The sequence below is a fragment of the Microcoleus sp. T2B6 genome, from assembly GCF_036700475.1.
Lineage (GTDB): Bacteria > Cyanobacteriota > Cyanobacteriia > Cyanobacteriales > Microcoleaceae > Microcoleus.
The window spans coordinates 84917-104658 of record NZ_JAUBOZ010000019.1; the positions used below are offsets into that span (position 1 = coordinate 84917).

The following is a 19742-nucleotide window of genomic DNA, read 5'->3' on the forward strand; positions in this document are numbered from 1 at the left end:
TAAAATTCATCTCTTGTGGAACAGGCATCTTGCCTGTTGCTTAAAATGGTGCAATATCTCCGTTACATCCCGTACATTGCTCGCGGCCGAACTTCCTTCATCAGAAAGTTGCCAAAGGAATAGAACACTGAGTCCGGTTAAAATTGCACTCTTCGGACTCAGAAGGCACGGCCAGAACCTCCAACTTTCCGCTCATCAAACTTAAAAGAGTCTGATTCATCAATAACCTCATTCCAGAAGACACCTGAGAATTATCGCTGCTCTTGGTAATATCACACTCCAAATCGTGCTTCAGCAAATCCCAAGACTCGCTCCAAGCACTCACTGAACGCTGATCGTCCACCCAAATGTGAACGTATCCCGATTCCGGCGAAGAATGCGCCGAAACAGAAATACTCCCCTCCTCCATCTGAGCAACAGCAGTATCTACCAAATTGACTAAAACTTGCCTAAACCTCGGCAAATCTGCCAATACATAAATCCCCGGATCTGGCGGCAATATCTCCAAACGAATGCCGCGATTAGCAGCTTGCAAGTAAGTTAAATCATCAACCTCGTCAAAAACCTTAGCTAACTGAATCGGCTCAATATCCATCCTTTCAGTGCCGTGTTCAGTTTTAGCAACAGAGATAATTTCATCTATTAATTTCACCAGCTTGAGTGCCGCGACGTGAGCTTGCTCGACAAACTCTCGTTCCTCAGCAGGATCGTCGCACAAATCCGAGAGAATTAATTGCAGCGTACCAATCATAGTGCTCAGGGGCGATCGCAACTCGTGAGAAGTTCGAGCCAAAAAACCCGCCTTAAATTGGCTCATCTCCGATGCCATCTGATAAGCCAATTGAGTTTGCTTAAGTTGCTCGGAAAGAGCATCAAACTTCTCTAAGTGAATTTCTTGAGGAGGTGGGGCTACTTTGGGCGCCGGTTCGGGCTGTTGCGAGCTTTTTTGCCGCAGGCGCCAAATCAAACTGCTTCCCAAACCCAGCCCCAGTCCCATACCTAAATATATAAAGTTGCTCCAGCCGATCGGCGCCATATTGCTTTGCCTTGGAGTTTAGCTTTTAGCATTCTAACTCGATCGTGCCTTGTCGCAATATTTCCCACCCGCTGCCCGTCCATTTAGCCACAGTCGAAGGCAAACTCGAAGCTGTTGTCGCTGTTGCTAATTCAGAAGGAACTAATGTCAAGACTTCGGGAAACTGAGCCTCAATTTCTGCCACCGATTCCAGAGGCGGCTGACCGGATAAATTAGCACTGGTAGTAGCCAAAGGGCCTGTCTGCTCTAGAATCTTTAGGGCAAGGGGAAAGTTAGGAACTCGTACTCCGATTGTAGTTGGGTCGATCGAATTCATGGCCGCCGGGACTTTTGGCGAGGCCGGCAGTACCAAAGTTAACGCCCCCGGCCAATAGGATTCGGCCACTTGCTGCCACAACTTTAACTCTGCTGGACTCCCCTGCACGTAAGGCCATAAAGCCTTGGCCGATGCTGCCATCAAAATCAGCGGTTTGTCTTGACTGCGGCGTTTAGCTGCAAAAATCAACTCCGAGCGATCGGGACGCGCCGCCAAAGCGGGTACAGTATCTGTAGGAAAACTGACGATATGATTACCAGAAATTGCCCCTTGAACTAGGGCATCGATCGAAACTTGTGTCATGCCATTTTAGATTTTAGATTTTAGATTTTAGATTTTAGAAGTACGACATATTCTTGAAACCTACAGACGGTAGGCTAAGGCAAACCGATCGATTCCTGCTAAATCCGAAAATATCTGAACTTTGCCATAACTCCCGTGACTTTCGAGCATATCAGCTACCGCCTCAGCCTGTCCCGCCATCATCTCAACCAACCAAACTCCCCCGGATTCTAAATAATCGGGAGCCGTTTCTACCAAATGCCGGATGCAATCTAACCCGTCAAAACCGCCGTCTAAGGCCAGATGAGGTTCGTGCTTCAAAACTTCCGGTTCCAGAGTCAGCACCGTGCTGCTGGGAATGTAAGGGGGGTTAGACACCATGCCGCTGACTTGACCTTTGAGAAATTCTAGCGGTTCCCACCACAAACCTTGATAAAAATTAATTCGCGATTCAAAGCCCAAATTCTCAGCATTCAGTCGAGCAACTGCCAAAGCTTGCGAACTGCAATCTACCGCATAAACCCTAGCATTTGTCAACGCCGAAGCCAAGCCGATCGCGATCGCCCCGCTGCCCGTCCCCAAATCCACCCAATGCGATTTGGTCAATTCTCCCCCCCGAAGCTCGGAGAAGTTTAAATCTTCTCCCCCCCTTAGTAAGGGGGGGTTGGGGGGGGTAGATTTTTGATTGATATTTTCTGCTTCTAAACGGCTTTTAACAGCTTCCACAGCCAAATCGATCAGCAATTCCGTTTCAGGACGCGGAATTAGCACCGCCGGCGTTACTTTGAGCGAAAAATGCCGCCAATGTGCAACTCCCGTTAAATACTGCACCGGCACCCGTTCCTGCAAGCGCCGCTGCCACAATTGAGCAAGTTCCGATAAAGACAACTTTAATTCAATTTTTGGCAAATCTTTAAACGACTCCAAACGCAGAGCCAACCTATCCAAACCAGCCAGCTCTTTCAGCAGCCAGTCGATTTCTGCTAGGGGAATGTCATAGGCGATCGCCTCGGTTTTAGCTTGATTCGCCCATTCCCAAAGCTCTAAACCAGAAACAAACATAAGACTTTTTGGGAATTGGACATCGGGCATCGGGCATCGGGAATTGGTAACTAATGACAACAGTCAATCGATTTTAGATTTTAGATTTTAGATTTTAGAGGCGACCCCACGGATAAATGCGGGGGCTTGAGGATTTTAGATTTTAGATTTTGGATTGATTCCACGGATAAATCACGTGGCGGGTATTACCTTTGAAATTCGTGGTCAACAGTCAACAGTTAACTGTCAACTGTCAACTGTCAACTGTCAACTGTCAACTGACTAAATATTAGCGAGCTGGAGCCGGAGCTGGAGCCGGCCGAGCTGGAGCCGGAGAGGCTGGAGCCGGAGCAACCTGTGGATTTTGGCCCGCACCGGCAGGTTGGAGCGATCGCACAAATTCCAACGACTCCCGCGAGGGAATCAACATCATTTGGGTCAAAAACGGGTCGTTCTCAGTACGCAAAGCTTCCAAAACGCTCTCCAAGTTCACCACCTCAATCTTAATTGTGGCAGTCACGTTCGGCTGCTGCTGCTTAAAACGATCGACCATTCCCTGTAAATCCTCCTTGTTAAAAAACAAGGGAATCACCTCTTGCTGACCCCGCTGAATCGTCAAATAACCATTTTCGGCGCCGCCTCTTGCCAAAAATAGAGGTACACCGTTGAACTCGTTAACTTGTTGACCAGTCTGCTGAAGTACAGTTTTAGCTGACTGCACCTGCTGCTGCGCCGGAACGAAAGCAAATTGCACTTCCTCCGGCTTGCCTTTATTTGCTTGAGTGAGCTGATAAATTTCCCCCAGCGACACGGGCATCACGCGCACCGTGGCCGCCAACTGAGGATTTCTGGTTTTCAGTTGATCGACAAAAGCTTGAGCGTCTTTCTGGCTGATGAAAATTCCCGCCACGGAAGCATTACCAGTTTGACCCTGACCCTGCTTGGGAACAGAAGCGATCAGGGGCGCACCCTGAGCGTCTGTAATCGTAAATACTGGTACCTGGCGCAATTTTTCCAAAATTTGCGGCTCCGGCAGTGCCAGTGCAGACATCTTGCCAATTGGGGAGGGGCCCAGCAGAGTGCTGCCGACAATTCCCAATATTGCGCCCAAACGAACTAATGATTTCATGTTTTTTCCATCAGGAGCGATCCTGAAACACATTAACGCAAAGACTGGCGACTTAACACGATCGGCAAAAACTGCCTCAATTTGTTTTCATTTTGACGAAATGTAAACATCAGAGACAGTTCTGCTTCAATCTATTATTTAACATTGTGCGATCGGGATGACAGGATTTGAACCTGCGACATCCTGCTCCCAAAGCAGGCGCGCTACCAAGCTGCGCTACATCCCGGTGTGATAGTTAGCTATCTTTTAACCATTAACTCACAAAACCCCTCCCTTGTCAAGCTTTTTTTGATTTTAGCTTTCAATGCAGCTACGGCGAAGTTGTCTTCAAGTTGTGCAGTTCGATCGTACTTGCTTTCGCTGCGGGGATACATCCAATCGTAACTGACCGCAGCGCACAGGAAGAGGAGGTGTTGGCAGCGTCAATTGCATTTCCTCAACAAATCAACGCCGACCTGCACCTCGCTCGCTAATCAGGGTACCAAAACATACCTTTAATCCCCTCTGGATCGGACATAAAGCCCAAATTGCGGTAAAAATCCACCACTTGAGGGTCAGCAAATAAGGTAATGTTGCTGATATCTTCACTGCGGAGTTTTTTAATGATGTATTTCATCAGCGCCTTGCCCATGCCTTTGCCCTGGTAGTCAGGATGAACTACCACATCCCAAAGCGTGGCATTAAAAGCATGGTCTGAAGTCGCTCTGGCGAAACCCACCAGCCGTCGCTGGCTGCCCCGCATCTCCCACATAGAGACGACTAGGAAGCTGTGCTGAATAGCTTTTTTGACTTTACGCAGGGGACGGCGGGACCAACCCACTGCATTACAAAGTTCTTCGAGTTCGTAGAGGTCAATGTCCCGATCGCAACTGAAAAAGATGCGAGCGTTTCCGCTGGCGGGCTTGCGAAACGTTGGGGAAAGCGGATCGCCTAACCCAACAGCCACATCTTCCTCAAAATCCGCTGTTTGGGGTACAGAGGCAGACTCAGAACTACTAAATAAGTTTTTCCAAAAACCCATGCAGGCGCGGTTAAGGTAGTAGAAGTTGGACGACGAGAAAGAGAACCAGACAGATAAACCCACTCCGATCGGCGTAGGATCAATTGCCGGTAGCCTCTTGAGGAACAGTTTACGGTACACTCATCTTACGCCGAAAACAGGGATTTGTCGTCCAACATTGAGTCTGCGCTTTTTTGATTCTGTCAAGTTTGGTAGAACTGTTCTGCTAGCAAGTGCCCGGACAACCCGCTTTTAAGGTAAAATTTGTTGCCGAACCAGGACAGAGGCATATTGGGAAATGCTTCTTTTGAGTGCCGCCGATCGCGCCGGAACTTATACCCTTGGTGGAAAATACCACTGGAATGGCGCAACGGTGACATTCTCGTGATAAGTTCTCAGACAGATTTGACTTTTGCTTTTAGTGAGGAGACGGGCACAATTTAAGTCGAATCGTCGAATCGAAAATCCCATTGCCATAAGGCATGGAAGAGTCAATACCAGTATATCTCCCGCACCTTCTCCTCAATTATGGCTTCGGGTTTAAAACCATCTACACTAGAACTTCTCAAGCGCTTTAACCGAGCGTTTCCGCAGTTTTATGAGCAATTTGTCAGCAGCGAAATCCAGTTGCAAAACCTCAAATTAGCTTACCAGCTTTACAAAACTCGGCAAGCAGTCATCGAAATCCGAGCCGAAGGTAACAAAAGTGCCCTGCATTTTGCTTACCGGAACCAGTCTTTTCTACTGAGCGATATTTTTGGAGTGCTCGCGGCCTACGGACTGACAATTCACAGTCTGAGTCTGTACGGTCAAATTTACCCGCCGATGCTGGTATTTATCAAATTGGTAGTATCTCGCGGTGGCAAGGTACTAGCAGATAAAACAGCAGAAAACGTCTGTAGAGCCGTTCGAGAGGCCTTGGCGGGGCATTTTGAGGTTGAAGAGATGTTGGCGGTGGAATTTAATTTAGACGCGGGTTTAGAAGATGTGGCAACTGAATTCTACGTCGATCCGGTTTTCCACTTGCCAGCTTTGCTGATTGAAGCAGATAATCAACCTGGACTTTTTTACAAAGTTATGTATGCCATCTGGCAAGAGGATTTGTTGGTCGTAAATGCTAATTTGCTAGTTTGGCGGGGGCGAACTCGCCTGATTCTCTATTTGTTGGGCCCCAATGAAAGTTTAATTCCCGAATATCTGGGGCAGAAAATCGCTGAGGGGGTGCGACAAAGATTGCTAGGCGAGCGGTTTTAGGGCAAGCTGCCGATGCTCCCTAAATAACTAGATTTCTATAAGTAGACATTAGTTTGCAGAAGTTTTCCAGTGAGATAGGATAAAAAGCTCGGCCAAATTGTTCCTACAAACGAGTGTAGATAGCGGTTCTCATAAACATGGGACACGCCGAAACGATGTTGTCAAGCTTTTTAAGTTTTACAGCGCCTACTTACTTAAATAAGCTCGCGGGACTACACGCAAGAGTCGCAAATATCCGCAAAAATGCGCTCCATAAAATTACGTCTCACCTCGCCTAAAAGTAGGGATAGGTAACGCTAGCTAGAGAATTAAGAGATTAAATAATTGTTGAATGCTAACAATTTAGTTGGTTTAAGAGTTGAAGGTAGGAGGTACGAATTTAATTTGTAACTATCCTACAAAAAAATATCTAATTTGACACTGGAATACCGAGGGTTAACAACTTTCAACTCGGCTAAGTTTGGAAAATTTATTGCCGCAAAAGACCCTTAAAAAATCGCGTTGATTTATGTCGCAATTGCGCTCATACAGCAGACAGAAATTTGAAGGGTGCAAAAAACATAGAACGCTGGTTTGAAGGAATATTTATTCCAGACCGATCGCATAAAAGGGCAAGCTATGCCAAGATTGCCCGTGCAGTGGACAAAAGTAGCGTCAGCTTAAGATCGCGCTTTGCAGCAGGAGGTAAGCGGTAAATCGATAAAGTTGAGTCTTTTTGACTTAACTTATAGCGCTTCTTGGGTAGATGAGGTAAACAATTCAACTGAAAAAGCTTGAGAACAAAGGGTTTCGGCGTACTCCCTCTTTCTGAGAAAGGCTATACATAGGTTTACATAGGTCTTATGGAGCGGGTAGGATAAAAGTATGGCAACAATCGACATCCTAGGGGTTCGGCACGCTTACGATTTGACGGCTCCGACTGCAACTTCCCCGGTTCTGGTATTTGTCCACGGCTGGCTGTTAAGCCGCCACTACTGGCAACCTTTGACCGATCGCTTGGCATCAAACTATCAGTGCCTTACCTACGATTTGCGGGGGTTTGGCGATTCTCAATCGGACGCAGGCGACGATCGCCCATGTTCCGAACCGCTAAATTCCTGCTACACTCCGGCAGCTTACGCTCGCGATTTGGAACTTTTACTCGAAAAACTCGATATATCTTCTGCTTGGCTGGTGGGACACTCTCTCGGCGGTACGATCGCCCTTTGGGGAGCCAGCAAATTCTCCGATCGCGTTAAAGGCGTGGTCTGCATCAATGCAGGGGGCGGCATCTATCTTAAGGAAGAATTCGAGCGGTTTCGATCGGTCGGCAAGCAGCTAGTGACAATGCGTCCCGGCTGGCTACCTCGCTTGCCCTTAGCAGATTACGTGTTTGCCCGCGATTCTGTAGCCCGCTCGATCGGCAGATCCTGGGGACGGCAGCGCTTAATAGATTTCGTGGGAGCTCATCCAGAGGCAGCTTTGGGGGCTTTGTTGGACTCGACCACAGAAGCCCAGATTCACCTATTGCCACAAATTGTCTCCCAACTCAAGCAGCCTGTTTATTTTATTGCTGGCACTAAAGACAAAATTATGGAACCAAAATACGTGCTGCATTTGGCTAGCTTCCACTGGATGTTCCAAGGTTGTGGCGAGAATGTCCTTCAGCTTCCCGATTGTGGCCATTTGGCAATGGTGGAACAGCCGGATGCCGTGGCTAGTTACCTGCAAAATATTCTTAAACAACACACTTAAAGGGCATTGCGTAAAGCGAAACCAAGGAATGGGGCATTGGGCAGATATCCGGTTCGGGGAAGCGAAGCTTCCCAAATAGAAAGTTACAAGTTAAAAGTTAAAACATTTTTCCCTGTTCATTCCCTCAACATCGCTCCGTAAAATCACGTACACAATCCGTAAAATCCCGTACACAATCTGTTGCTGAACTTCCTTCGCCTAAATCTGTTATCTTAAATAGATAACTCTGCCCGATCGCCCTCTTGGGACAGACGTTTCGATTAAATAGTGGCTTTCAACTCTAAATTCTAATTCTGCTTAAATATCTGTGCGCGTTAACCTCACCGATCGGCAACAACACATCCTTTGGGCAACGGTTCGCCACTACATAGCAACAGCGGAACCCGTTGGCTCAAAAGCTTTGGCTGACGAATTCAACCTCAGCGTCAGCCCAGCTACAATTCGCAATGCGATGGGGACTCTTGAAAAAGCTGGACTGCTTTATCAGCCCCACACTTCGGCAGGACGAGTCCCCTCTGACTCCGGCTACCGAATTTATGTAGACCAGTTGATTCAGCCGTCTGATACGCTCGCCCGCAAGGTGGAACAGGTACTAGACCAGCTCAATTGGTCGGATGGTCGCATGGACGCGGCACTCCGTGGCGCTGCTCAAATCCTGGCAACTATCAGCGGTTACATAGCCATGATCACCATTCCGCAAACCAATATGGCTTGCTTGCGCCACTTGCAACTGGTGCAGCTAGAGCCGGGAAAGGTGATGCTGATCGTGGTAACGGATGCCTACGAAACTCAGTCGGTTTTGGTGCAGTTGCCTTCAGACGCAGAAGGTAACAGGCCTGATGCCGAAATTGTCGATCGCCAATTGCAGATTTTGTCGAATTTTTTGAACAGCAAGTTGCGGGGACGATCGCTCTCGGAACTCTCGGCTGTAGACTGGAGCGAGTTAGACCGGGACTTTGAGCTGTACGCTGAGTGGATGGAAACCATGCTGACTGCTTTGAGCAGCCGCCAAACCAATCCAACCTACACGCGGATTCTGATCGGCGGTTTAGCAGAAGCGCTGCGCTTGCCTGAGTTTTCGCAGTTGCAGCAAGTTCAAACCCTGGTGCAACTGCTCGAACAAGAGCAAGAACTGCTTTGGCCTTTGATTTTTGAATCGCCTGAGTTGGACATCCCCGGCAAGCGGGTAACGGTGCGTATTGGTTCGGAAAATTCTTTAGAACCAATTCGTGGCTGTACTCTGATTTCTTCGACTTACCGCCGGGGATCAGTGCCGGTGGGTAGTGTTGGGGTTTTGGGGCCGACGCGGATGGTTTACGAAAATGCGATCGCGGTGGTGGAATCTGCGGCGGATTATTTGTCAGAAGCTATTGGCGGAAATCGAGTTAGTTTTCCTGATGGCGATCGAGGGCGATCGGATAATCCGTTGTTAGATGCACCCTAATTTGATAGCCCCAAGCTTAACTGGCTTGGGGTTTTATTGTCTGTGGATGTACTCGCAACCTTTAAAAACCGGGTTTTGTGATAAAAAACCTAGGCTTTTATACTCTTTTTGGGGCAAGAAACTAAAGCTTCGCGCTTGACAAGAGAGTTTCGTAAACAACCCGGTTTCTGCGTCCATGAGCGGCTCGGAAAGTGGCAGGAGTGGCGGGCGATCGACTTTCCAGCGATCGCGAGAAAGAGATGGCGATGGTGAGCGATCGGGCCTTCCCAGAAAGTAATCGCGGAGCGTTAGTCGAACGGTGGGTTTAGCAGCCCAACTGACGAGTTTTGTTGCCAACAGGGTGGGCTGCTAAACCCGCTCTAGGGATAGCGGCTACGACCAATGAATAGAGGAGGCGCGTACCCCAGGAGCGTCGCTTCCCAAGGCAGCAGAATGTCAAAATATTAAGACATTTTAGAGAGTTCGTCAAAAACAACTAAAAAAGATTAGTGTTGATATGAAAGCAATATTTCTTTTGGGAATAGCCCGGGTTAGACAATTGCAAATAACTTGCAGTGAATTTGGCTTGATTGCCACTCCATAAAAAATTTAACCGCTGAGTTAAGATCGAAACGAAATTTAGGGAATTTTCTTTTAGCATTCAATGAAATCGACCGATAAAACTAAAAATACCTTTGCGATCACAACGCCTCTGTATTATGTAAACGATTTACCTCACGTTGGCAGCGCTTATACGACTATGGCTGCGGATGCCCTAGCCCGATTTGAGCGGCTGCGGGGCAAATCTGTTTTGCTGGTTACGGGGACGGACGAACACGGGCAGAAAATTCAGCGGACAGCCGAGAGTTTGGGACGATCGCCCCAAGCTCACTGCGATTCAGTAGTTCCGGCGTTTGAGGCGCTGTGGGAGCAACTCGACATCCAGTACGATCGCTTCATCCGCACAACTTCGCGGCGCCACGAGTACATTGTCAAAGAATTTTTCCAGCGCGTCTGGAACTCCGGCGACATCTACTTGAACCAGCAACAAGGCTGGTACTGCGTCTCCTGTGAAGAATTTAAGGATGAACGGGAATTGTTGCCGGGAAATCGGTGCTCCGTCCACACCAGCAAGGAAGTTGAGTGGCGCGACGAGGAAAATTACTTTTTCCGTCTGTCGCGGTATCAAGAGCAACTGCTGGCCTTGTACGCAGAACGTCCCGACTTCATCGCGCCGGAAAGCCGACGCAACGAAGTGCTCAGTTTCGTCAACTCTGGACTGCAAGACTTTTCGATTTCTAGAGTGAATCTCGAATGGGGTCTGCCAATGCCAGTTGACCCCAGTCACAGCATCTACGTCTGGTTTGACGCTTTGCTGGGATACGTCACCGCCTTGCTAGATCCGGACAGCGACCCGATGTTGGAGAATGCTTTATCTAAATGGTGGCCGGTTGACTTGCATTTGATCGGCAAAGATATTCTTCGCTTCCACGCAGTTTACTGGCCGGCAATGCTGATGTCAGCGAATCTACCGGTGCCGGGTCGCGTTTTCGCACACGGGTTTTTGACCAAAGACGGCAAAAAAATGGGGAAAACGGAGGGTAATACTTTAAACCCTGTCGAATTGGTCAACAAATACGGCGCTGATGCAGTACGTTACTATTTCCTCAAAGAAATTGAGTTCGGAGAGGACGGCGATTTTAACGAAACTCGGTTTATCAATATATTGAATGCTGAGCTAGCAAATGATTTGGGAAATTTGCTTAACCGCACGTTAAACATGGCTCGCAAATATTGCGGTGCCTGCGTACCCAATGTGTTGGGAGAAAACATTGAGGGCGACAACCTTCTCAAGGCTATGAGCCTGGATTTGGGCGATCGAGTAGCGGGTTTTTACGAAGAGTTGGCTTTTAGCAAGGCTTGCGAAGCCGTGCTTGCATTAGTGCGAGCCGGGAACAAGTTTATTGACGTGCAAGCACCTTGGAGTTTGTACAAGCAGGGACAAATCGAAAGTGTCGAACAGGTGCTATATTCTGTTCTGGAATCTGTTAGACTAGCATCTTACCTTTTGTCGCCGATTATTCCCAATATCAGCAACGCTATCTATCAACAGCTAGGTTTTTCAATTGACTTTAACGATCGAGTTACAGTTAACAGTTTAGCGAATTTTGCAGCTCATGCTGCTTGGGGCGCTTTGCCGGCAAACCAAACTCTGGGGGAACCCCAACCTGTTTTTAAGCGGATCGAACTGCTGTAAACAGTACCTTCATAGTTGGCAGCCAGGGCTCTGGGTGTTATGACAGACTACGAATTAGCAGTTATTTCCTTACCAATCTTTCATAAAAATCGAGGCATAACAATCATGTTGAATAGAATAGAAAGCAACGACCTTTTTACGCCGGAACAGGTTCTAGAAAATCGGGGTAGAGTGGCAATTTTTATTGACGGTTCTAACCTTTTTTACGCGGCTTTGCAGTTAGGAATTGAGATTGATTACACTAAGCTGCTGTGCCGTTTAACTGCGGGTTCGCGGCTGCTGCGCTCTTTCTTCTACACGGGTGTCGATCGCACTAACGAGAAACAGCAGGGGTTTTTGCTGTGGATGCGCCGCAACGGCTACCGCGTGATTTCTAAGGATTTGGTACAGTTGCCAGATGGTTCTAAGAAGGCGAATTTGGATGTAGAAATCGCTGTGGATATGATGGCTTTAGTGGGGTCTTACGACACGGCGGTACTGGTGAGCGGTGACGGCGATTTGGCTTATGCTGTAGACGCTGTGAGCTATCGCGGTGTGCGGGTTGAGGTGGTGAGTTTGCGATCGATGACGAGCGACAGTTTGATTAATGTAGCCGATCGCTATATCGATTTGGAAATGATTAAGGACGACATCCAAAAAACATCGCGCCCTAATTATGCTTACCGCCCTTTGTCAGGTCTGAGCTTGATGGAGGAACACGACGACAGATAGGGATGTGGTAATGGGTAATGGGTAACGGGTAATGGGTGATGGTTAATGGGTTGAATCATTGAGAATTAAAAGTTAAAAATTTAGACCAAACATGACACATTTTTAATTTTTGATTAAGTGTTTTTCAAGAGCCAATTATTAATTACCAATTACCAATTACCAATTACCAATAACCAATGATTAATCTCAAATCCCAAATTCCCAATTTCAAATCCCCAAAATTGATGCTGCTATTTTTATCAGCACTGATTTTGGGGATTGGTGCTTGTGCGGTTCCGCAAGAGGCTCCAAAGAACAAATTAGCTGAGGATCTCAAAACTGCTCAACAGTCAAACAGCACTTTAACTTTAAACAAAGTAACCCTAGAACAAGCAAACGAAAAGGGCGAGACGTTCTGGAAAGTAAACTCGCAAAATGCCGTTTACAGCAAAGACCAAAAGATAGTTAACGTTCAGAAACCAGTGGGCAAATTGTTTCAGGACGGCAAAGAAATTTACGATATTCAGGGAGAAACCGGGCAGGTATTTCAGGAAGGAAATCAGGTTTTTCTCAAAGGTAACATAGTCGCTAAAGACCTGAAAAATGGAGTGGTATTGCGGGGAAATGAGTTGGAGTGGCGGCCGAAGGAAGATGTTTTAGTTGTCCGCAATAATTTGACGGGAGAGAACAAACAGGTGACGGCTTCAGCGAAGGAAGCGCGGGTTTTCAGTAGGGCTAAGAGGATGGAGTTATTCGGTTCTGTGGTGGCGAATGTTAAAGATCCGGCTTTGCAATTGCGAACCGAACACTTAGTGTGGTTTGTGGATCAACAAAAGGTAAACAGCGCCAAACCGACTCAAATTGACAGATACAAAGATAAAATAGTCACAGACAGCGGTTTTGCCGACCAAGTAGATGTAGACTTAAAAACCAAGATTGCGACGCTGACAAAAAACGCTCAGTTGATGCCATCAGACCCGCCGCTGCAAATAGAAAGCAGTTTGATGAGTTGGAATTTTCCGGCGCAATCTGTGGTATCGCCCGGGCCTGTGAAGGTTTTTCACCGCGTGGAAAAGGTGACGATGACTGGGGATACGGGGCGGGGAGATTTAGAGAAAAAAGTTTTTTATTTGACGGGAAATGTGGTAGGAATTGGGGAAAAACGTCAAGCTCAATTAAATACCGATCGCGTAACTTGGTATTTAACTAACCAGACTTTTGATGCAGAAGGAAATGTGGTATATCGGCAGTTAAATCCGGTGTTTAATTTGACAGGGCCGAGGGCGGCGGGAGAGTTGAAAAATCAAACTGTGATTGTCAAAGGCGACGGTGGCGGCGGCCAAGTGGTTACGGAATTTGTACCGGACGAGTATAAGGGAACTTTGGGACAGTAGATGGGATTGCGATCGCAGATGTTGGCAGATGAGCGCTGATGAACGCACATTCAATTAAGATTGAATTGAGTAAGGAGGGGTTGGGATGACGACAACTTTAGAAACAACTTTAGAAAGGCTTGATGAACCTATCTTAATTGACGGATTAAGTTGGAGAGAGTTTAAGGGTGTTGAACTGCTTCTCTCGTGTCCGGGCGTGCGGCTTTCGTTTTGAGATGGGGTGTGGGAGATTAGACCTATGCCTGGAAGAAAAAACGAAACTGCCAAACAGCGGATTTCAACGCTATCTCGCTCAGCGCCCTACGTTTCCGTAGATCGCCCATGCAGTCAAATCTTTTTCTGTTTCGCATCTGATTCTACCTGAACTCATGGCACTGTTGAGTTTAGGGTTGATTTAGGCACTATGCACGATCGACTATTAAGTTATTGTGCATCTAGGTTGCCATTTCCTCTATTTGAAAATCCTTGTGGGACGGGCCAGAGAGCCCCTTGAAAAAAAAGCGCAATTTAGCTGACGTAAGCTTAAGAGTTACGCATAGAACCCCCAAACCCTTTTTCCAAGAGGGCTTTCAAGTTCCCCCTTTTTTAGGGCAGCACGGGGAAGGTGGGTTTCAGATTCTATAGTTCGTAATACCAATTTAATGTGAAGTTGCACATATCTCGATCCCCCTAAATCCCCCTGATTGTTGGGGAGTAGGGGTTGACTTTGAGAAGAATCTTGTCCCACCCCCTACTCCCCTTATTAAGGGGGGTTAGGGGGGATCAGATTCTACGGGGCCTCATAAAAAATTGGTATAAGTCCTGACTATAATTGTATGCTTAGATCAATTAGTATTGAGATCAAGACCTACAAGTCAATGAAGGTGTACTCAATATCCATGAAATCTGGAGGTAGGCTTACACTGCAACCCCAAGCAAAATATAGCATTTGACATTTATGGAGATTTCGTCTCAAATGGGGGATAGGTTTTTTTTCATAAATTTGCAAACTGTATCAGTATTAGCCGCTCATTTCAGTCGGGTTATTCAACAATAAGATATCATTAAACCAATTGGCGTTCAAGAGAGACGGAATCAATAATTTCCCTAGAGCTGACTTTAAATGACCAAGGGTGAGCGACTGTTGTTATTGAAATAATCCAAATACTAAAATGACTCCGCCATGACACTAATCGCAAGTGAGGACGAAGTTGCAAAAAGGCCTCAAAAAATCCCGTTGCGCCTCGTCTTAGTCGTACCATTCGTCCTGCAAATCTTCGCCGCTGTGGGACTGACAGGTTGGCTCTCGCTACGCAACGGCAAAACTGCCGTCAACAACGTTACTACCCAATTACGAACGGAGGTAGTCGCCCGCATCAATCAACAACTAAACACTTACTTGGAAACACCCCATTTGGTCAATGCCATCAGCGTCGATGCCATTCGCCGCTTTGGATTATGGAATCCAGACAATATGAGTTCTATGAGAAGCTACTTCTACTGGCAGCTCAAGCAATTTTCCACTGTTAGTTACATCAGTTTTGGAGGGGAAAAAAAAGAATACGCGGGTGCTGGATATAAGGATGATGGCAGTGTGGTTATTGAAATAACCGATCGCTCTACTAATTTTCTCAATACGATCGTCAAGGTAGATAGAGAGGGCAACCCGACTCAGTTTAAGGAGACCCACCCAGACTACGATCCCCGCATTCGACCCTGGTATAAAGCCGCAAAAGTTGCCGGCAAACCCCAATGGAATAAAATTTATCAATATTATATTCAACCTAGCCTAGGCATCTCCGCTAGCCAACCTGCTTACGATAAAAATGGCATTTTTATAGGTGTTGTAAGTACCGATCTATTTCTCTCAAAAATCAGCGACTTTCTCCAAACTTTAAAAATTGGTAAATCGGGCAAGACTTTCATCATCGAACGCTCTGGCTTGCTAGTGGCTTCTTCCACCGCCGAGAAGCCATTTATCAAAAGCAAAAATCGCCAAAAAACGCAACGATTAAAAGCGATTGAGAGCAGCGTACCTTTGATCAAGGGTACAGCGCAACATTTAATAGAACGCTTTGGTAACTTTACCGAAATAGATAGCAACCAGCAACTAGAATTCATGCTAAATGGTCAGCGGGAATTCGTGCAAGTATCCCCATTCCAAGATGGTAGAGGTCTTGATTGGCTGATTGTTGTAGTCGTTCCAGAAGCCGACTTTATGGAGGAAATTAATGCCAATACCCGTAGCACTATCCTACTCTGCATTTTAGCGTTAGTGCTAGCGACGTTGTTAGGAATCTTCGCCTCCCGCTGGATTACCCATCCTATTTTTCTTTTGAGTAAAGCGAGTAGAGCGATCGCTAGCGGTCAATTAAACCAAAAAGTAGACGTAAATGGGATAAATGAACTGGGAGTTCTCGCTCAATCTTTTAACCAAATGGCACAGCAATTGCGCGAGTCTTTTGCTGCTTTAGAAAAGACCAACTCAGAGTTAGAAAATCGAGTAGAAGAACGAACAAGTGAGCTAAAAGAGGCAAAAATTGCCGCTGATACTGCTAACCATGCCAAGAGCGAATTTCTCGCCAACATGAGCCATGAACTTCGCACACCCCTGAACGGAATTCTAGGATACTCTCAAATTATGGAGCGCGATAAAACTACCACTCCTAAACAAAAAGATGCTATCCACATTATTCACCAGTGTGGTTCGCACTTACTCACGCTGATTAACGATATTTTAGACATTTCTAAAATTGAAGCCAGTAAAATGGAACTTGACAGCTCAAGTTTTAATTTTTCTTCCTTTTTGATCGGGGTTGTGGAAATGTGCCGCATCCGAGCTGAACAAAAAGAAATTACCTTTAGTTATCAAGTATTAAATCAACTTCCTAACGCTGTATATGCTGATGAAAAACGACTGCGCCAAGTTTTGATTAATCTTTTGGGCAATGCTATTAAATTTACAGAAAAAGGAGGTGTTATTTTTAAGGTAGGCGTAATAGGTACGGGGGAAGACTCTGACCAATCACAACTTACTAAAATTCGTTTCCATATCCAAGATACGGGGATTGGAATGGCACCTGAACAGTTAGAAAAAATATTTTTACCGTTTGAACAAGTCGGAAATAGCCAGCAGAAGGCAGAAGGCACTGGGTTGGGATTAGCGATCGCACAGAAAATTGTTCAACTGATGGGATGCGAAATAAAAGTCGAAAGTATACTCGGTCAAGGCAGCATTTTTTCCTTTGATTTAGAGTTGAATCCCTCATCTGAATTTATTACTCAACCTTCGCCAAATACTTCAATTAATTTAACAGGTTTTAAAGGCAATAAAAATAAAATTTTGTTAGTAGACGACCGATTAGAAAATAGAGGTTTTATTAGAAGCTTTTTAGAACCACTAGGTTTTAAAATCATGGAAGCTTGTAATGGACAAGAGGGTTTAAATAAAGCCATTGATTTTCAACCTGATATGATTATCACAGACTTAGTGATGCCAGTAATGGATGGATTTGAAATGTCGCGGCGCTTCCGAAAGTCATCAGAGTTTAAGGATGTAATATTGATAGCATCCAGCGCCAGCGTGTTTGAATTCGATCGGCAAAATAGCCAAGAAGCAGGTTGTAACGAGTTCCTGTCAAAGCCTATCCAAGTAGAAGAATTGCTCGAAGTATTAAAAAACTACTTACAAATAGAATGGATTTACGACCAACCTGCGGATTTGGCGATCGCACAGCCGGAAGGTTTCACTGATGTATTAAACGTTCAGAGTGGTGAGCTTGTGATACCGCCATCAGCAGAGCTGGTAGCGCTGTTTAATGCAGCTCGGATCGGCGATATTGAAGTGGTTGAGCAGGAAGCCAATAGACTTAAGCAGATAGACGGCAACTATCTACCCTTTGCTAATAAAATCTTGCAATTTGCCAAGAATTTTGAAGAAAAAGAACTACTAGCTTTTGTAAGAAAACATTTGGGGGAATAAAATGCTCAACCAAAAAGACAATGTAATTTTAATTGTTGACGACAACCCGAATAACCTAAAACTTCTGTTCGATTTTTTGAAGGAGTCAGGCTTCAAGGTTTTAGTAGCTAAGGATGGGGAAAGTGCTATTGAGAAGTTACAAGAAGTTTCGCCAAATATCATATTGTTAGATGTGATGATGCCGGGGATAGATGGGTTTGAAACCTGCCACCGCTTAAAAGCATCGGTGGCAACGAAAGATATCCCTGTGATTTTTATGACATCTCTTACGGATCGCGTGGATAAGGTTAAAGGTCTGTCAATGGGAGCAGTAGATTATATCACCAAACCCTTTCAGCAAGAGGAAGTCCTAGCCCGCGTGCAACTACATCTGAGACTGCGAAATTTGACCAAGACGCTGGAAGAGCAAAATGTGCTTCTCAAAGAGGAAATTGAAGCGCGAAAAGAGGCGGAAGCGGCCTTGCAGAAACTCACTTCTGAGTTAGAGGAACGGGTGGCTTCTCAAACGGCTGAACTTAGACAAGCCTGCAACGAGCTTCAACAGGCTCAAGTTCAGTTGTTGGAAAGAGAAGAAAAATTAGGACATTATGCTTTTCACGACGCGCTAACGGAGTTGCCTAACCGCGCTTGGTTTATGAATCGGCTGCAACAGGCGATCGACTTGTCGTACAGACGTGAAGATTATCTCTATGCGGTGCTATTTATGGACCTAGATCGCTTTAAAGTAGTGAATGATAGCCTCGGACATTTGGTTGGGGATGAATTACTAAAAAGTGTTGCTCGTCAACTGCAAGTTTGTTTACGCCATACAGATGCAGTTGCGCGGTTTGGAGGAGATGAATTTGTGATATTGCTGGAAGATATTAAAGATATTGAGGAACCAAACAGGGTGGCTGAACGCATCCAAAATCAATTAAGGCAGCCGTTTAATTTGAATGATTATGAAGTATTTACCGAGATCAGCATTGGAATTATCGTTAGCACAATGGGTTACGATCGCCCCGAAGACGTGCTCAGAGATGCAGATATCGCAATGTATTATGCTAAAGCTCAAGGTAGAGGGCGTTACGAAACTTTCGATCCAGCTATGCAAACTATTGCGATGACGCGCTTGCAGTTGGAGAACGACTTGAGAAGGGCGATCGCGCTACAAGAATTTTGCGTTCACTACCAGCCAATTGTCTCCCTTTCTACCGGGCAACTGAGTGGCTTTGAAGCTTTGGTGCGCTGGCATCACCCATCTGGCAGAATCTACCCGCCTGCTGAGTTTATCCCTGTGGCTGAAGAAACTGGTTTGATCAATGAACTGGGGTGGTTTGTTTTGCAGGAAGCTTGTCACCAGATCAGTATTTGGCAGCAACAGTTTCCCCACACACCTCCCTTGGCGATTAATGTCAATCTTTCCCCAGTGCAGCTAAAGCAAGCAAACCTACTGAATCGAATTGAGGAGATTTTGCAGCAGACTGGCTTTCCCAGCTACAGTCTCAAACTAGAGATTACTGAAAGCTGCATTTTGGAAACAGTATCCAGGGAAGAAAAGATGTTGAAGCAGCTAAAAGCTCTAGGCCTTATGTTGTGTATCGATGACTTTGGCACCGGCTACTCTTCTTTAAGCCGCTTACACGAGTTTCCCATTGATACCTTAAAAATTGACCGCTCTTTTGTCAGCCGCATTGGGTTAGACAACAGTGGCGTAGAAATTATCCAGACAATTGTAACGCTAGCTCGCAGCCGAGGTATGGATATTGTGGCAGAAGGCATAGAAACGCCAGCACAGCTACAGAAACTGCGAGAGTTGGGGTGTGAGTTGGGGCAAGGATATTTATTTTCTAAGCCTGTAGACAGCGAAAAGGCAACCGAATTATTAGGCTTAAAAGTAGGGCTAGCAAGCTGGCCTGACATCTAGTTTGGCTCAATAAATTTTATGAAACTCTTGTGGGACAGGGCCAAGAGCCTACTCTCATCATCATGCGAACTCAATTATGCTGGGAATTAATAGTTAGTTTGGGTCGGATTTTTGATATTTTATGAATTATTGACACTCCCCGGTCTAAAGACACGGGGATTCTTAAGGAGAAACTTTGGGGGATGAATCCGCCCAAAGTTTGATTCTTAAAGGGTTAGTCAGCAACCCCCTACCCACTCGCCCAATAATTGAAATTGAGTCTATGGCTACTTTTGATTTTCGGATGATATTTGCCGCGCCATTAACATCTGCATTGATT

Annotated in this window: 16 protein-coding genes and 1 tRNA gene; 11 read left to right on the forward strand and 6 right to left on the reverse strand. The window is 46.0% G+C overall.

What is annotated here, in order from left to right:
- Window positions 1-100: 100 nt before the first annotated feature.
- The 6 genes from QUA00_RS11400 to QUA00_RS11425 all read right to left on the reverse strand — a co-directional run bounded on the left by QUA00_RS11400 (window position 101) and on the right by QUA00_RS11425 (window position 4825).
- Window positions 101-1036 (reverse strand): sensor histidine kinase, encoded by a 936-nt coding sequence (locus tag QUA00_RS11400; protein WP_333145144.1) that lies wholly within the window; start codon window positions 1034-1036, stop codon window positions 101-103.
- Window positions 1037-1061: 25 nt separating this feature from the next.
- Window positions 1062-1655 (reverse strand): L-threonylcarbamoyladenylate synthase, encoded by a 594-nt coding sequence (locus QUA00_RS11405; protein ID WP_333409663.1) that lies wholly within the window; start codon window positions 1653-1655, stop codon window positions 1062-1064.
- A 60-nt stretch (window positions 1656-1715) separates the two neighbouring features.
- Window positions 1716-2696, reverse strand: coding sequence for a HemK/PrmC family methyltransferase (locus QUA00_RS11410; RefSeq protein WP_333409678.1), 981 nt, complete (start codon window positions 2694-2696; stop codon window positions 1716-1718).
- Window positions 2697-2964: 268 nt separating this feature from the next.
- Window positions 2965-3804, reverse strand: a complete 840-nt coding sequence (locus tag QUA00_RS11415) for a Tic22 family protein (protein WP_333409665.1) — start codon at window positions 3802-3804, stop codon at window positions 2965-2967.
- 152 nt (window positions 3805-3956) lie between these two features.
- Window positions 3957-4030: transfer RNA gene (locus QUA00_RS11420), tRNA-Pro, on the reverse strand.
- A gap of 243 nt (window positions 4031-4273) precedes the next feature.
- A complete protein-coding gene (locus QUA00_RS11425) occupies window positions 4274-4825 on the reverse strand; it encodes a GNAT family N-acetyltransferase (protein WP_172187348.1) in 552 nt (183 codons plus the stop codon).
- 246 nt (window positions 4826-5071) lie between these two features.
- Between QUA00_RS11425 and QUA00_RS11430 the strand changes: the two genes are divergently transcribed.
- From QUA00_RS11430 to QUA00_RS11480, 11 genes are all read left to right on the forward strand, one after another.
- Window positions 5072-5248, forward strand: coding sequence for a hypothetical protein (locus QUA00_RS11430; protein ID WP_333157763.1), 177 nt, complete (start codon window positions 5072-5074; stop codon window positions 5246-5248).
- A gap of 84 nt (window positions 5249-5332) precedes the next feature.
- Window positions 5333-6058: a hypothetical protein gene (locus QUA00_RS11435; RefSeq protein ID WP_006631881.1), complete on the forward strand. Its 726-nt coding sequence runs from the start codon at window positions 5333-5335 to the stop codon at window positions 6056-6058.
- Window positions 6059-6600: 542 nt separating this feature from the next.
- Entirely contained in the window at window positions 6601-6753 is a 153-nt protein-coding gene (locus QUA00_RS11440; RefSeq protein ID WP_333409666.1) for a hypothetical protein, read from the forward strand.
- Window positions 6754-6922: 169 nt separating this feature from the next.
- A complete protein-coding gene (locus tag QUA00_RS11445; protein WP_333409668.1) occupies window positions 6923-7792 on the forward strand; it encodes an alpha/beta hydrolase in 870 nt (289 codons plus the stop codon).
- A 301-nt stretch (window positions 7793-8093) separates the two neighbouring features.
- A complete protein-coding gene (hrcA, locus tag QUA00_RS11450) occupies window positions 8094-9236 on the forward strand; it encodes a heat-inducible transcriptional repressor HrcA (protein WP_445305738.1) in 1143 nt (380 codons plus the stop codon).
- A 643-nt stretch (window positions 9237-9879) separates the two neighbouring features.
- On the forward strand, window positions 9880-11472 hold the full coding sequence (gene metG / locus QUA00_RS11455) for a methionine--tRNA ligase (RefSeq protein WP_333409670.1): 1593 nt from the start codon (window positions 9880-9882) through the stop codon (window positions 11470-11472).
- Window positions 11473-11577: 105 nt separating this feature from the next.
- Complete coding sequence (locus QUA00_RS11460) at window positions 11578-12183, forward strand: LabA-like NYN domain-containing protein (protein ID WP_006631885.1); 606 nt, start codon at window positions 11578-11580, stop codon at window positions 12181-12183.
- Between the two features lie 176 nt (window positions 12184-12359).
- Window positions 12360-13556: an LPS export ABC transporter periplasmic protein LptC gene (gene lptC, locus QUA00_RS11465; RefSeq protein WP_333409671.1), complete on the forward strand. Its 1197-nt coding sequence runs from the start codon at window positions 12360-12362 to the stop codon at window positions 13554-13556.
- 85 nt (window positions 13557-13641) lie between these two features.
- Window positions 13642-13770, forward strand: coding sequence for a hypothetical protein (locus tag QUA00_RS11470; protein WP_333145132.1), 129 nt, complete (start codon window positions 13642-13644; stop codon window positions 13768-13770).
- Between the two features lie 948 nt (window positions 13771-14718).
- Window positions 14719-17517 (forward strand): ATP-binding protein, encoded by a 2799-nt coding sequence (locus tag QUA00_RS11475; protein ID WP_333409672.1) that lies wholly within the window; start codon window positions 14719-14721, stop codon window positions 17515-17517.
- A gap of 1 nt (window position 17518) precedes the next feature.
- A complete protein-coding gene (locus QUA00_RS11480) occupies window positions 17519-19423 on the forward strand; it encodes an EAL domain-containing protein (protein WP_333409673.1) in 1905 nt (634 codons plus the stop codon).
- Window positions 19424-19742: the final 319 nt, after the last annotated feature.

Excerpts from the sequence above, each read along its gene's own strand:
- QUA00_RS11475 (WP_333409672.1), top strand. The coding sequence starts at position 14,719 with ATGACACTAATCGCAAGTGAGGACGAAGTTGCAAAAAGGCCTCAAAAA.
- lptC (WP_333409671.1), top strand. The coding sequence starts at position 12,360 with ATGATTAATCTCAAATCCCAAATTCCCAATTTCAAATCCCCAAAATTG.
- QUA00_RS11415 (WP_333409665.1), bottom strand. The coding sequence starts at position 3,804 with ATGAAATCATTAGTTCGTTTGGGCGCAATATTGGGAATTGTCGGCAGC.
- QUA00_RS11425 (WP_172187348.1), bottom strand. The coding sequence starts at position 4,825 with ATGGGTTTTTGGAAAAACTTATTTAGTAGTTCTGAGTCTGCCTCTGTA.
- QUA00_RS11400 (WP_333145144.1), bottom strand. The coding sequence starts at position 1,036 with ATGGCGCCGATCGGCTGGAGCAACTTTATATATTTAGGTATGGGACTG.
- QUA00_RS11480 (WP_333409673.1), top strand. The coding sequence starts at position 17,519 with ATGCTCAACCAAAAAGACAATGTAATTTTAATTGTTGACGACAACCCG.
- QUA00_RS11405 (WP_333409663.1), bottom strand. The coding sequence starts at position 1,655 with ATGACACAAGTTTCGATCGATGCCCTAGTTCAAGGGGCAATTTCTGGT.
- metG (WP_333409670.1), top strand. The coding sequence starts at position 9,880 with ATGAAATCGACCGATAAAACTAAAAATACCTTTGCGATCACAACGCCT.
- QUA00_RS11410 (WP_333409678.1), bottom strand. The coding sequence starts at position 2,696 with ATGTTTGTTTCTGGTTTAGAGCTTTGGGAATGGGCGAATCAAGCTAAA.
- QUA00_RS11470 (WP_333145132.1), top strand. The coding sequence starts at position 13,642 with ATGACGACAACTTTAGAAACAACTTTAGAAAGGCTTGATGAACCTATC.
- QUA00_RS11435 (WP_006631881.1), top strand. The coding sequence starts at position 5,333 with ATGGCTTCGGGTTTAAAACCATCTACACTAGAACTTCTCAAGCGCTTT.
- QUA00_RS11460 (WP_006631885.1), top strand. The coding sequence starts at position 11,578 with ATGTTGAATAGAATAGAAAGCAACGACCTTTTTACGCCGGAACAGGTT.
- QUA00_RS11445 (WP_333409668.1), top strand. The coding sequence starts at position 6,923 with ATGGCAACAATCGACATCCTAGGGGTTCGGCACGCTTACGATTTGACG.